Consider the following 12,149-nt stretch of genomic DNA (forward strand, 5'->3'; position numbering starts at 1 on the left):
CGCACGCCAAATGCAAGAAGATGGCGGCAGCTCTTGAAGCAGGAGGAGGCAACATGGCGACCTTGGAGTATCTCTGGACGCCCCCCGCGGAACTGACGGAGGCGAGCAATCTGAGCGCGTTTCTTCGCGCTACGGGGCAGCCGGATTACGACACGCTCGCCGTCAAGGCCGACAGCGATCCGGCCTGGCTCGTGCAGGAAGTGTTCAAGTTCTGCGACGTTCGCTTCTATCGCAAGCCCGAGAAGATCCTTGATCTTGCACGAGGCGAGCCCTGGGCGCGCTGGTGCGTTGGCGGGACCACGAATATCGTCCTCAATTGCATCGACAAGCATCGCGGAACCGACATCTGGGACAGGCCGTTTCTGATCTGGGAAGGCGAAGACAGACGCGAGCAGCGACGGCTGAGCTACGCGGAGTTCTCATCCGCGGTCGAACGGCTAGCCTGTGGCTTGCGTAAGCTCGGAATCGGCAAGGGCGATGTCGTCGCGATCTACATGCCGAACCTGCCCGAAACCTTCGCCGCCTTCTTCGCGATCCTGAAGATCGGCGCGATCGTGATGCCACTGTTCTCGGGCTTTGGTCCCGATCCGATCCGGTCGCGGCTCAACCACGGTGAAGCGAAAGCGGTCATCACGGCGAACGGCACCTGGCGTCGCGGCGCACCGGCCCCTCTGAAATCGGTTCTCGACGAGGCGCTCGAAACTACGCCAAGCGTCCGGCATGTGATCGTGGCCGACCGTGGCGGCCTCGGAATCGATACCCCCATGCAGGCGGGGCGCGACCACTGGTGGAACGAGATCGCCCTGGACGGGCCAGAGCTTCCGACCGCCGAGATGGACGCGGAAGACCCGGCCATCCTTCTGTACACGTCGGGCACGACGGGCGAACCGAAGGGCTGCGTGTGGACGCATATCAGCTTCATTGCCTCGATGGTCACGCGAGACATGATCATCTGCGGCGACTTCAAGCCAACGGATCTGTTTTTCTTCTTTAGCGACATGGGATGGATGGTGGGCGCGATGTGCGCCTGCATCCCGAGCTTCGCGGGCGGCAGGCTGCTGGTCGCCGAGGGCACTCCGGACTATCCCGACACAGGACGATTCTGGCGCCTGATCGCCGAGCACAAGGTCACCTATCTCGGTGTCTCACCGACCATCGTGCGCAGCATGATGCGGTATGGCGAGGAGGTCGAGCAATACGACCTCTCGAGCTTGCGAATAACTGCGTCGGGCGGCGAGGCCTGGACAGAGACGCCGTGGCGATGGTTCTTCGAGCATGTCTGCAAGTCGAAGATCCCGATCATCAATATTTCCGGCGGCACGGAAGTCGGCGGCTGCATCTTCACCGGCACGCCGAACCATCCGATGAACCCATGCTCGTTCTCCCGGCCGGCGCTCGGCGTCGGCGCAGACATCGTCGATATGGCGGGTAATCGTGTCCCCGACGGCGAGGTCGGCGAGTTGGTCCTGCGTCACGCATCGATCGGGCTCACCAAGAGCCTGTGGAAGGCCGACCAACGTTATCTCGATAGCTACTGGAGGACGATCCCGGGGATCTGGGTGCATGGTGACTTTGCCATGCGCGGCAAGGACGGCCTCTACTACATTCTCGGCCGCTCCGACGACACCATCAAGATCTCGGGCAAGCGCGTCGGCCCGGCGGAGCTCGAGGGCATACTGACCGCAACCGGCAAGGTCGCGGAAGCTGCAGTCTTCAGCGTCCCCCATCCGGTGAAGGGGTCCGCCATCGTGTGCGCCTGCGTGCCCAGTGCCACCACGCAGGATTCCCGCGTGCTGTCCGAAGAGCTGGCTCAAGCCCTGGTACACGGAATGGGCACCTCGTACCGCCCGGAACGGGTGCTGCTGGTCGACGACCTGCCGAGGACACGCAACATGAAGATTATGCGCCGCGTGCTGCGTGCCGTCTTCGAGGACAAGGACCCCGGCGATCTCTCGGCGCTCGCCAACCCCGAGGCCATCGAGCACATCCGGCGCAAGCTCAAGGCGTAGGCGGCCTGCCCCGATTCATCTGGGCGCCAAAGCAACCGAGCACGTCAGTTGCTTTGGCGAGAACCGATCGCTGCTAGATCGGGCAATCCTTCGGGAACGCGGGCTTGCGCTTCTCGAGATGCGAGGCTAATCCTTCGCGCGCCTCATTGCCGGCAAAGCCGAGGATCTCGAGCGCAGTCGACGTGTCGAACAGCGGTCCGTTGACGCGAAGCCAGTTGTTCAAGGCATATTTGGTCCAACGGATCGCGCTCTGTGCGCCGGTCGCGAGATCCAGCGCCGTTTCCAGTGCGATCTTCTGCAGTTCGGCATCGTCGACACACAGCGACACCAGGCCGATCCGCTCGGCTTCCTCACCGGACAGCGGCTTGCATGTGAGCAGATAGTACTTTGCCTTCGCCAGTCCGCAGAGCAGCGGCCAAATGATGCAGGCGACGTCGCCGGCTGCGACGCCGAGACGCGTGTGCCCGTCCACGATCCGCGCGGATTTGCCGCAAATCGACACGTCGGCGAGGATACCAACGACGAGACCAGCTCCCACCGCAACGCCATTGATCGCCGAGATGATCGGCTTGTTGCAGTTGATTACGTTGTAGACGAGGTCCTTTGCCTCCTTCCAGGTGGCCATCCGCGCCGCCGGATTGTCGAGCAGCCCCTTGATCAGCTCGAAATCGCCGCCAGCCGAGAATGCCTTTCCGGCCCCCGTGACGATCACGGCGTTGATATCCGGATCGTTGTCGATGTCGCGCCAGATGTGCGTGAGCTGCGTATGGGTCTCGGCGTCGACGGAATTGTAGGTTTCGGGGCGATCGAAGGTAACCCGAAGGATCCGCTCGGCCGGATAGTCGAGCTTCAGCCTGGTGTAGGCGGCGTACCGATTGGACATGTTGATCTTCCCGCTGTTGGCGCATAAGAAGCGCTACCAATTATTTCTAACAGATGTTAGAATTTGTAATCCGCCGGCGCAAGCACCGGTTTGGGACAAGAATGTCGAAAGACAGCGCTTGAGGAAACGTCGATGGCAACCGAGTTCAGTACCCAGATCGCAGCCGGATCCGGCATCGGAACCGTCGGCGCGCTGTTCGAGGCCTGCGCCGAACTTCATGCCAGCAGACCTGCGATCGAACACCGCGGCCGGCGGGTGACCTATGGCGAGTTGCTCGACCGGGTTCGTCGCCTGACTTCCGTACTCATCGCCCGAGGCATGCAACGGGGCGACCGGCTCGGCCTGCTGTCGCGGAACCGACCGGAATACCTCGAGATCGAGTTGGCGGCGGCCAATCTCGGGATCATCACGGCTTGCCTGAACTGGCGATTGTCGGAGCGCGAGCTCACCTACTGCATCGAACTGGTGTCACCCAAGCTGATCTTGGTCGAGGCCGATCTCGCCGCAAACCTTCCCTCCGCCGCCAAGGCGTATCCGATCCTGGAGATCGGACCTCAGTACGAAAGCGAGCTCGCGCTGCAAGATGGGCGGGCATCACCGCGTATCGCTCAGCTGGAAGATGGGCTCGTCATTCTCTACACCAGCGGAACGACCGGCCTGCCGAAAGGCGCCGTGATTTCGCACCGCGCCATGGTGATGCGCGCGCTGGTGTTTTCCTCCGAACTCGGCATCGCGCCGCACGACACGTTCGTCGCATGGACCCCGCTGTTCCACATGGCATCGACCGATCACGCGCTTGCCACCTTGCTGCGTGGTGGGACTGTCATTGTGATCGACGGATTCCAGCTGGAGCCGCTACTGACAACCGTGTCCCAACACGACATTGGCTGGCTAGTCCTGATCCCAGGCATGGTGGAGGCCTTTGTCGACGGTCTGAAGACGCAGCACAGCAAGGTGAAGGGCGTGCGGGTGTGCGGGGCCATGGCCGATCTTGTGCCCCCGCACACCATTGCTGAGGTGACCGAGCTGCTGCGCGCCCCGTATCTCAACAGCTTCGGCTCAACCGAAACCGGCCTGCCGCCGGCAACACGCGCGTTGATCCCGCCAGGCAAAGTACCCACCAGCCTATCCAAGCGACAGAATGCGTTCTGCGAGATCAAGCTTGTGGATACGTCCGACAACGAAGTCGCGCCCGGCGAGCCCGGCGAATTGGCCATCCGCAGCCCGACGCTGTTTTCCGGTTATTGGCAGGCAGACGAGACCAACGCACGCGACTTCCGCGGCGGCTGGTTTCACATGGGCGACGTGTTCAGGCGCAACCCGGACGGATCGCTCGATTTCATCGATCGCGCCAAATACATGATCAAGTCGGGCGGCGAGAACATCTACCCCGCCGAGATCGAACGCGTACTGCTGAGCGACGATCGGATCACGGAGGTCGCCGTCGTGCGCGCCGCTGACGCCAGATGGGGCGAGGCGCCGGTCGCCTTTGTCGCCTGCCGCGACGATGCCGCCATGACGGAGGCCGAACTCGCCGAATTGTGCCGCCGCGAGCTCGCCGGTTACAAGCGACCACGCGAATTCCGTCTCATCGCGTTTGCAGAGTTCCCACGCTCGACGAGCGGCAAGGTCCAGCGCCACGAACTCGAACGCCGGCTGAAGGCCTCCACATGAGCGATACCAGCCTTCGAGGAAAGGTCGCCGTCATCGGCATTGGACTGTCTGCAGTCGGCAAGGTGCCTGGCCGCAGCCCGCTCTCGCTTGCCGCCGAGGCGGCCAGGAATGCCCTCGCCGATGCCGGGATCGCCAAGAACGAGGTGGATGGCGTGCTGTCCAGCCACGCTTTCGCTTCCCCGTTCCACCGCTTCAGCGTCGCCTTCAGCGAATATTTCGGCATCCGCCCAACCTTCTCCAACACGCTGCAGGTGTCCGGCGCCACGGCGGCGACGATGTTCAGCATCGGCGCGGCCGCCATTCATGGCGGCCTCGCCAAGACTGTGTTGCTGGTCGCGGCCGACAGTCTCATGACGGGGCTGACGCCGGACATGGCGCTGCGCTCTCTTACCGAAAGCCGGGATCAGCAGTATGAAATGCCATTCGGCATCCCCGTCGCCAACACCTTCGCCATGACCGCCCACCGGCACATGAAGGAGTTCGGCACCAGCCCCGAGCAACTGGCGGAGGTCGCGGTCGTGCACAGGCGCCACGCCGCGCGCACCCCCGGCGCACAGCAGACGACACCGATCACCGTCGCGGACGTTCTGAATTCACCGATGGTCACCACGCCCTATCACAAGCTCGACTGCTCGTTGATATCGGATGGCGGCGCGGCGTTTGTCCTCACCTCGGCCGAGCATGCGCAGGCGCTCGGGATCGAGAAGCCGATTTACATCCTTGGCTGCGGCGAGTGCTACACCCATGAGCACATCTTCCTGATGCCGTCCCTCACCATGACCGGCGCCGTCGAATCCAGCCAGCGGGCCTATGCGACGGCCGGCTACGGGCCGACCGACATGGACGTCGCCGGCATCTATGATTGCTTCACCGGCACGGTGATCATGATGCTCGAAGACCTCGGCTTCTGCCGGAAGGGAGAAGGCGGACCGTTCGTAGCCGACGGACAGATGAGCTATGGCGGTCAAATTCCCTCCAACACCCATGGCGGCTTGCTGTCGTTCGCGCACTCGGGAATGCCGGGCTCCCTGTTCCACTTCCATGAAGTGATCGCGCAGTTGCGCGGCCAATGCGACGAAAGGCAGGTCCAGGGTGCTCAGCTTGGGCTGGTGCACAGCCTCGGTGCGGGATTCGCCACCAACGCCACGACCATTCTGGGCACACGGAGCGCGCTGTGATGGCGTCGGAAGAGCCCACCCGAAAGCCCCTGCCCGCACCGGACGCCGACACCGCCGCGTTCTGGCGCGGCCTGCAACACGGCAAGCTTCTGCTGCAGCACTGCCGTCAATGCCGCCACGTGCAGTACTACCAGCAGGCCATATGCCGCGCGTGCGGGGGCGACGAGCTCGAGCACAGGGCGGCAACCGGCCGCGGCAAGGTTCACTCCTTCAGCGTGGTCCACCGGGCTCCGGGCCCAGCATTCAAGGCAGACGTGCCCTATGCCGTGTTGCTCGTCGAGCTCGCGGAAGGGCCGCGCATGATCAGCACCCTCTTGGGCAGCGACCCGGAGGACGTCAACTTCGACATGGATGTCGAGCTAGCCTTCGACAAAATCTCCGACGACGTGACCCTGCCGCGCTTCAGGAAAGTTTGAGAGGCACCTATGAGTTCTGCTTGCATCGTCGCGCGAGTAATTCTAACAAATGTTAGATTTTGGCGACGCATCCGGTTTACGAAGATTGCGCCGCCAGCCCTTGGAACGATTCAAACAGGTGGCAAGCGATCGATGAGCTTGCCGCGCAGCCGCCAGGACATCTCGCAATGGCAATCATGAAATCGGACGTTGTCACCTCGAGCGAGGAATCCAAGCGAAACCGCAGCGCCTATGCCGAACGCGTCGCCGATCTTCAGCGGCGCCGCGCCGCTGCGGCGATCGGCGGCCCCGAACGGGCGCGCAAGCTTCACAAGGAGCGCGACCAGTTGCTGCCGCGCGAACGAATTGCGGCGCTGATCGATCCCGGATCGCCGTTCCTCGAATTCTGCCAGTTGGCCGGCGAAGGCCTCTACGAGGGCGTGCCGCCCGGCGGCAGCATCATCACCGGCGTCGGCATGATCTCCGGCCGCCCCTGCATGATCATCGCCAACGAGCCGACCGTAAAGGGCGGGACGTACTACGGCATCACCTGCAAGAAGCACGTCCGGGCCCAACGCTTCGCCTGGCAGCACCGCCTGCCCTGCGTGACCCTGGTTCAGTCGGGCGGCGCCAACCTGCCCGATCAACCCAATATCTTCCCCGACGACGGGCAATTCGGCTCGATCTTCTACAATCAGGTCAGGATGTCTGCCGAAGGCATCCCGCAAATCGCAGTGGTTCACGGCCCCTCCACCGCAGGCGGCGCCTACATCCCCGCCTTGTGCGACGAAACCGTGATCGTCCGAAACCAGGGCGCCATGTTCCTCGGCGGGCCGCAGCTCGTCTATGCGGCAACTCGCGAGGAGGTCGGCGTCGAAGCACTCGGCGGCGCCGAGATGCACAGCCGCGTCAGCGGCGTGACCGATCATCTCGCCGAGAACGACGCACACGCGATCGCCATCACCCGCGAGATCGTTGCCAATCTCGGCGAAATCCCACGGCAGAGCTGGACGGTCGCCCAGGTCCGTCAGCCCCTGTTTGATCCAGCCGAAATCTACGGCCTGATCTCCTCGGATCCTCGCGTTCCCACCAACAATCGCGACGTCCTCGCCCGCCTCGTCGACGGCAGCGAATTCCATGAATTCAAGCCGCTCTACGGCGACACCCTGATTACCGGCTTCGCGCGGATCATGGGCTTCGAGATCGGCATCCTCTGCAACAACGGCGTGCTGTTCTCCGAAAGCGCGCTGAAGGCGACCCACTTCATCGACCTCTGCTGCAAGCGCGACATTCCGCTGCTGTTCATGGCCGACGTGACCGGCTTCATGGTCGGCCGCGAGGCGGAGGAAGGCGGCATCACCAAGAACGGCGCCAAGATGATCACGGCGATGGCTAGCGCCAACGTGCCGAAATACACGCTGATCATGGGCAATGCCTATGGTGCGGGATATCTCGCGATGTGCGGTCGCGCGTTCCGGCCGAACGCCATGATGATGTGGCCGAATGCCCGCTCCGCGATCATGGGGCCCGACCAGGCCGCGACCACGCTCGCGATGGTCCGCGACGAGGTTCACAAGCGCGAAGGCACGACGTGGGCGGACGGAGAACGTGAAGCCTACATGGCGCCGACCCGGCGAACCTTCGAAGACTTCGCCAATGCCTACAATTTCGCCCGCAACACCTGGTGCGACATGGTGATCGATCCGCTCGAAACCCGCAGCGTGATGGCGCTGCTGCTCGATCTGGCCGGCCGGATCCCGCATCAGCACACCGATTTCGGCGTGTTGCGGATGTAATCGGCAGGAGACCCGCCATGTTCAAGAAGATTCTCATCGCCAATCGCGGCGAAATCGCCTGCCGTATCGCCCGCACCTGCCGCCGTCTCGGCGTCGCGGTGGCCGGCGTGCATTCCATCGCCGATGCAGACGCGTTGCATGTCAGGACCATCGGTGAATCGATCGAGATCGGTGGCGCGCCGGCCTCGGAAAGCTACCTGCGGATCGATGCGGTGATCGCTGCCGCAAAGACCACCGGCGCCGAGGCCATTCATCCCGGCTTCGGCTTCCTTGCCGAGAACGCGGCCTTCGCCCGCGCGGTCGAAGCCGCAGGGCTGGTGTTCATCGGACCTGCGCCCGAAACCATCGAACGACTCGGCGACAAGGCATCGGCGAAGCGCGAGGCCGCCGCGGCCGGCGTCCCGACGGTGCCGGGCAGCGAGGTTCCGAGCCAGAATCCTGTCGAAATCGAACGCAGCGTTCGCCGGCTCGAACTGCCGGTCATGCTGAAGGCTGCGGCCGGGGGCGGCGGCAAGGGCATGCGGGCGATCACGACCCTCGATGGGCTCCGCGACGAAATTGAGTCCGCGATGCGCGAGGCGAAGAATGCCTTCGGCGACGCGGGGCTGATCGTCGAGAAACTGATCCAGCACGGCCGGCACCTCGAAGTGCAGATCGCGGGAGACGGCGACGGCAACGTGATTCACCTGTTCGAACGCGAATGCACGCTGCAACGCCGCCACCAGAAGCTGATCGAGGAAGCGCCCGCCGCCAATCTACCGCCCCACCTTCGCCAGCGCATCCTCGACGACGCCGTCCGGCTCGGCCGCAGGCTCCGATATCGTGGTGTCGGCACGGTCGAATTCATTGTCAGCGGCACCGACTATTACTTCCTGGAGGTCAATCCGCGGCTTCAAGTCGAGCATCCGGTGACCGAACTGGTTACCGGCATCGACATCGTCGAGACCATGCTGCGCATCGCCGCCCGCGAAGGCCTGCCGGTTGCGCAGAACGACGTGACGTGCCGGGGCCACGCGGTCGAGGCGCGCATCTGCGCCGAGGATCCGAACGACGGCTTCATGCCGTCAACCGGCGAGCTCGCCTATGTCAGGTTTCCGCCCGACGGCATCCGCGTCGAGACCGGCATCGAGAGCGGTTCGACCGTGACGCCCTATTACGACTCGATGCTGGCCAAGCTGATCGCCCACGCGACCTCCCGCGATCAGGCGCTCGATCGACTCCACAGCGCGCTCGACGAGACGTCGATCTTCGGCGTCATCACCAACAGGGAGTTCCTCCAACGACTGATCGCCCTGCCCGCGACCCGGGCCGCGACATTCCATACCCGCCTCATCGACGAACAGATCGACGCGCTCACGCCTCGCGCCGACGGCTTCGACGCCGACGCGTTGGCGCTCGGGGCCTATTTCTGGATGATGCGCCAGCGCGCCGTCAGCTCCGACAACCCTTGGCAATCCAGCGGGCTGACCGGCTGGCAGATGGCGACAGGCGACGACGGCATGTCGCCGATTCCGGTTCTCCACCTCGAGAGCGCCGGCGCCAGCGCGGAGATCCGCTTTGCGCCGTTGCAGGCGGACAGCACGATGCTGATCGGCGTCAACGATGCCAGGATTTCGGTGAAGCTTTCGCAGCTCCCTGACGGAGACTTCGCCACTGTGGTGAACACGCGCCGCGAGACCGTACGCATCTCCCAGAAGGATCAGGCGATCTTCGTCCACGACGCGCGCGCCGCCCACACCATGACCGCGATTCCCTATCTGCGGTACATCAGCACAAGTCCCGACATCAGCGGCGAGCTACGCGCTCCGATGACCGGCGTGGTGCTCAAGGTCAATGTTGCGGTCGGCACCCGCGTCAAGGCCGGCGATGCCGCCCTCATCATGGAGTCCATGAAGATGGAACTGCGCATCGCCAGCGAAGTCGATGGCGTCGTGACCGCGGTCCATTTCAAGCCCGGCGATACGGTCGAGAGAAATGCCGTCGTCGCCGTCGTCGAGCCGGACCTCGCCCTGCAATAGCCCGCCTCTCGAGATTTCCAGGAAAGCACATGTTACGATTGGAAAGCGTGAACTATGAGGTCCGGGGCAAGATCGCGATCTTGACCCTTGACGAGCCGAACAAGCTGAACGCCCTGACGACCGGCATTCGCGCAGGCATCCTCGAAGGCCTGAAGCGGGCCGACAACGACGACCAGGTGCGCGTCAGCATCATCACCGGCGCCGGCGGCAAGGCGTTCTGCGCTGGCGCCGATATCGGCAACTTCGATTTCGATCCGGACAAGGCCCGCGCCTTCTTTATCGAAGCCATGGGCGTGTTGTCGGCCCCGGAGCGGGCGCTGAAGCCGGTGATATCAGCCGTCAACGGAATTGCCTATGGCGGCGGCTTCGAGCTTGCGATCGCTTCCGACTTCATCTTCGCCGCCGAGAGCGCCCGCTTTGCGGTACCAGAGATCAAGCTGGGGCTATTGCCCGGCTTCGCCATTGTGCGGCTCAATGATATTGTCGGGCGTGCGAAAGCCAAGGAGATGAGCATGCTCGGCGACCCGCTCACTGCAGCGGAGGCAGCTCGGCTCGGGATCGTTTCCCACGTTGTTCCCAATGACAGATTGCTTGCCGACGCGATGGCGTTCGCGGAACGCATCGCATCACAGCCGCAGCTTGCGGTGCGAATGGCAAAATCCTTCTACAACCGCGGCCTCGGCGGCGACGAGATGCGCCATGCGATCGACGGCTTTCCATTCCTGCTGACGCATGCTGACGCGCGTGAAGGCATCGGTGCGTTTCGGGAAAAGCGCGAGCCGCAATTCGGCAAGGGGTAATTCGCACCCACCTTCATCGCAACCATCATCGCCCCGCAGATGACATGCCTGCGAGGTGCACTACGCCACCATCCAACACAAAAATAATGGGGGAGAACACGTGAAGACCTATTTACTGGCCTTGGTCATCGTAGCGGCGACGGCGTCGACAGCCTCAGCGCAGATTTCGGACGATGTCGTCCGCATCGGCGTGCTGACCGACCTTTCGAGCTGGGGTCGCGATAACAGCGGGCCCGGATCGGTTGAAGCGGCAAAAATGGCCGTCGAGGAATTCGGGCCGACCGTGCTCGGCAAGCCGATCGAGATCGTCAGTGCCGATCATCAGATGAAGACCGACGTCGGCCTCCAGATCGCACGCGACTGGTTCGACAATGGCAAGGTCGACGCCATCGCCGATATTCCAAACTCGGGGATCGCGATCGCCGTTCACAACATGGTCAGGGAGCGCAACAAGATCGCCCTGCTCTCGGGGCCGGGCGCAAGCTCGCTGACAGACGAACTGTGCAGCCCCAACACCGTTCATTTCGCGTACGATACCTATGCGCTGTCCAAAGTGACGGCCTCGGCGGTCATCAACGAAGGCGGCAAATCCTGGTTCTTTGTTACGGCCGACTATGCGTTCGGCCAGCAACTGGAGAAGGACGCCACGCGCTTCATCAAGGAACTGAACGGTAAGGTGCTCGGCAGCGTGCGGCACCCCACCAATACGGCCGATTTCTCCTCGTTTGTCTTGCAAGCGCAGAACTCCAAGGCGGATGTGGTGGCATTCGCCAACGCCGGCCAGGACACCGACAATGCGATCAAGCAATCCGGCGAATTCGGCTTGGTGCAGGGTGGCCAGAAACTCGTTGGCCTGCTGATGTTCGATACCGACGTGCACGCCATCGGACTGCAGGCCGCACAAGGCACCTACATGACGACGGCCTCCTACTGGAACATGGATGAAAAGACCCGCGCATGGTCGAAGAAGTTCTTCGCCAGAACCAAGGTGATGCCGACGATGATCCACACCGGCGTCTACGGCTCGGTGTTGCACTATCTCAAGGCGATCCAGGCCGCCGGCACCGACGATCCGGCGAAGGTGATGGCCAAGATGCGCGAACTGCCGATCGAAGACGCTTTCGTGCACGGCGGCAAGCTGCGCGAGGATGGCCGAGTTATCCGCGACATGTATCTCGCCCGGGTTAAGAAGCCGTCCGAGTCGAAGGAACCGTGGGATTACCTTGAAATCGTCAAGACCGTCAGGGGCGAAGACGCATACCGGCCGGTCTCCGAGTCGAAATGCCCACTCCTGAAGAAGTGAGCTGTTCAACTCGGGCAAACGGGCTCAACAACCCGGGGTAACGTCGACAAATGCGACGCGCCGATGCAATCGGCTCGTTCGCATGCCCGCAGC

Annotated in this window: 9 protein-coding genes; 8 read left to right on the top strand and 1 reads right to left on the bottom strand. The window is 63.2% G+C overall.

Annotated elements, in window-relative coordinates:
* The first annotated feature begins 53 nt into the window (after nucleotides 1–53).
* The gene (locus CWS35_RS29005; protein WP_245438727.1) at nucleotides 54–2,009 is read left to right on the top strand and encodes an AMP-binding protein; all 1,956 of its coding nucleotides are present in this window, start codon (nucleotides 54–56) and stop codon (nucleotides 2,007–2,009) included.
* Nucleotides 2,010–2,082: 73 nt separating this feature from the next.
* Here CWS35_RS29005 and CWS35_RS29010 read toward each other — a convergent pair whose 3' ends face one another.
* Nucleotides 2,083–2,892: an enoyl-CoA hydratase/isomerase family protein gene (locus CWS35_RS29010; protein ID WP_100955032.1), complete on the bottom strand. Its 810-nt coding sequence runs from the start codon at nucleotides 2,890–2,892 to the stop codon at nucleotides 2,083–2,085.
* Between the two features lie 132 nt (nucleotides 2,893–3,024).
* On the opposite strand from CWS35_RS29010, the gene CWS35_RS29015 reads away from it, so the two are divergent.
* The 7 genes from CWS35_RS29015 to CWS35_RS29045 all read left to right on the top strand — a co-directional run bounded on the left by CWS35_RS29015 (nucleotide 3,025) and on the right by CWS35_RS29045 (nucleotide 12,056).
* A complete protein-coding gene (locus tag CWS35_RS29015) occupies nucleotides 3,025–4,566 on the top strand; it encodes a class I adenylate-forming enzyme family protein (RefSeq protein ID WP_100955033.1) in 1,542 nt (513 codons plus the stop codon).
* On the top strand, nucleotides 4,563–5,744 hold the full coding sequence (locus CWS35_RS29020; protein ID WP_100955034.1) for a thiolase: 1,182 nt from the start codon (nucleotides 4,563–4,565) through the stop codon (nucleotides 5,742–5,744). Before CWS35_RS29015 ends, CWS35_RS29020 begins: the two co-directional genes overlap by 4 nt.
* Nucleotides 5,744–6,160 carry a Zn-ribbon domain-containing OB-fold protein gene (locus CWS35_RS29025; protein ID WP_100955035.1) on the top strand — a complete coding sequence of 139 codons (417 nt, stop codon included), beginning with the start codon at nucleotides 5,744–5,746 and terminating at the stop codon, nucleotides 6,158–6,160. The genes CWS35_RS29020 and CWS35_RS29025 overlap by 1 nt, the downstream gene beginning before the upstream one ends.
* Before the next feature lie 167 nt (nucleotides 6,161–6,327).
* Nucleotides 6,328–7,935, top strand: coding sequence for a carboxyl transferase domain-containing protein (locus CWS35_RS29030; protein WP_100955036.1), 1,608 nt, complete (start codon nucleotides 6,328–6,330; stop codon nucleotides 7,933–7,935).
* 17 nt (nucleotides 7,936–7,952) lie between these two features.
* Nucleotides 7,953–9,953 (top strand): biotin carboxylase N-terminal domain-containing protein, encoded by a 2,001-nt coding sequence (locus tag CWS35_RS29035; RefSeq protein ID WP_100955037.1) that lies wholly within the window; start codon nucleotides 7,953–7,955, stop codon nucleotides 9,951–9,953.
* A gap of 29 nt (nucleotides 9,954–9,982) precedes the next feature.
* Nucleotides 9,983–10,753, top strand: a complete 771-nt coding sequence (locus tag CWS35_RS29040; RefSeq protein WP_245438731.1) for an enoyl-CoA hydratase/isomerase family protein — start codon at nucleotides 9,983–9,985, stop codon at nucleotides 10,751–10,753.
* A 100-nt stretch (nucleotides 10,754–10,853) separates the two neighbouring features.
* Nucleotides 10,854–12,056 carry an ABC transporter substrate-binding protein gene (locus CWS35_RS29045; protein ID WP_100955039.1) on the top strand — a complete coding sequence of 401 codons (1,203 nt, stop codon included), beginning with the start codon at nucleotides 10,854–10,856 and terminating at the stop codon, nucleotides 12,054–12,056.
* The last annotated feature ends 93 nt before the right edge of the window (nucleotides 12,057–12,149 follow it).

The organism is Bradyrhizobium sp. SK17 (assembly GCF_002831585.1).
Classification (GTDB): Bacteria; Pseudomonadota; Alphaproteobacteria; order Rhizobiales; family Xanthobacteraceae; genus Bradyrhizobium.

What these genes read in the sequence shown, in the direction of transcription:
- CWS35_RS29005 (WP_245438727.1), top strand. Translation starts at nt 54, where the DNA reads ATGGCGACCTTGGAGTATCTCTGGACGCCCCCCGCGGAACTGACGGAG.
- CWS35_RS29010 (WP_100955032.1), bottom strand. Translation starts at nt 2,892, where the DNA reads ATGTCCAATCGGTACGCCGCCTACACCAGGCTGAAGCTCGACTATCCG.
- CWS35_RS29015 (WP_100955033.1), top strand. Translation starts at nt 3,025, where the DNA reads ATGGCAACCGAGTTCAGTACCCAGATCGCAGCCGGATCCGGCATCGGA.
- CWS35_RS29020 (WP_100955034.1), top strand. Translation starts at nt 4,563, where the DNA reads ATGAGCGATACCAGCCTTCGAGGAAAGGTCGCCGTCATCGGCATTGGA.
- CWS35_RS29025 (WP_100955035.1), top strand. Translation starts at nt 5,744, where the DNA reads ATGGCGTCGGAAGAGCCCACCCGAAAGCCCCTGCCCGCACCGGACGCC.
- CWS35_RS29030 (WP_100955036.1), top strand. Translation starts at nt 6,328, where the DNA reads ATGGCAATCATGAAATCGGACGTTGTCACCTCGAGCGAGGAATCCAAG.
- CWS35_RS29035 (WP_100955037.1), top strand. Translation starts at nt 7,953, where the DNA reads ATGTTCAAGAAGATTCTCATCGCCAATCGCGGCGAAATCGCCTGCCGT.
- CWS35_RS29040 (WP_245438731.1), top strand. Translation starts at nt 9,983, where the DNA reads ATGTTACGATTGGAAAGCGTGAACTATGAGGTCCGGGGCAAGATCGCG.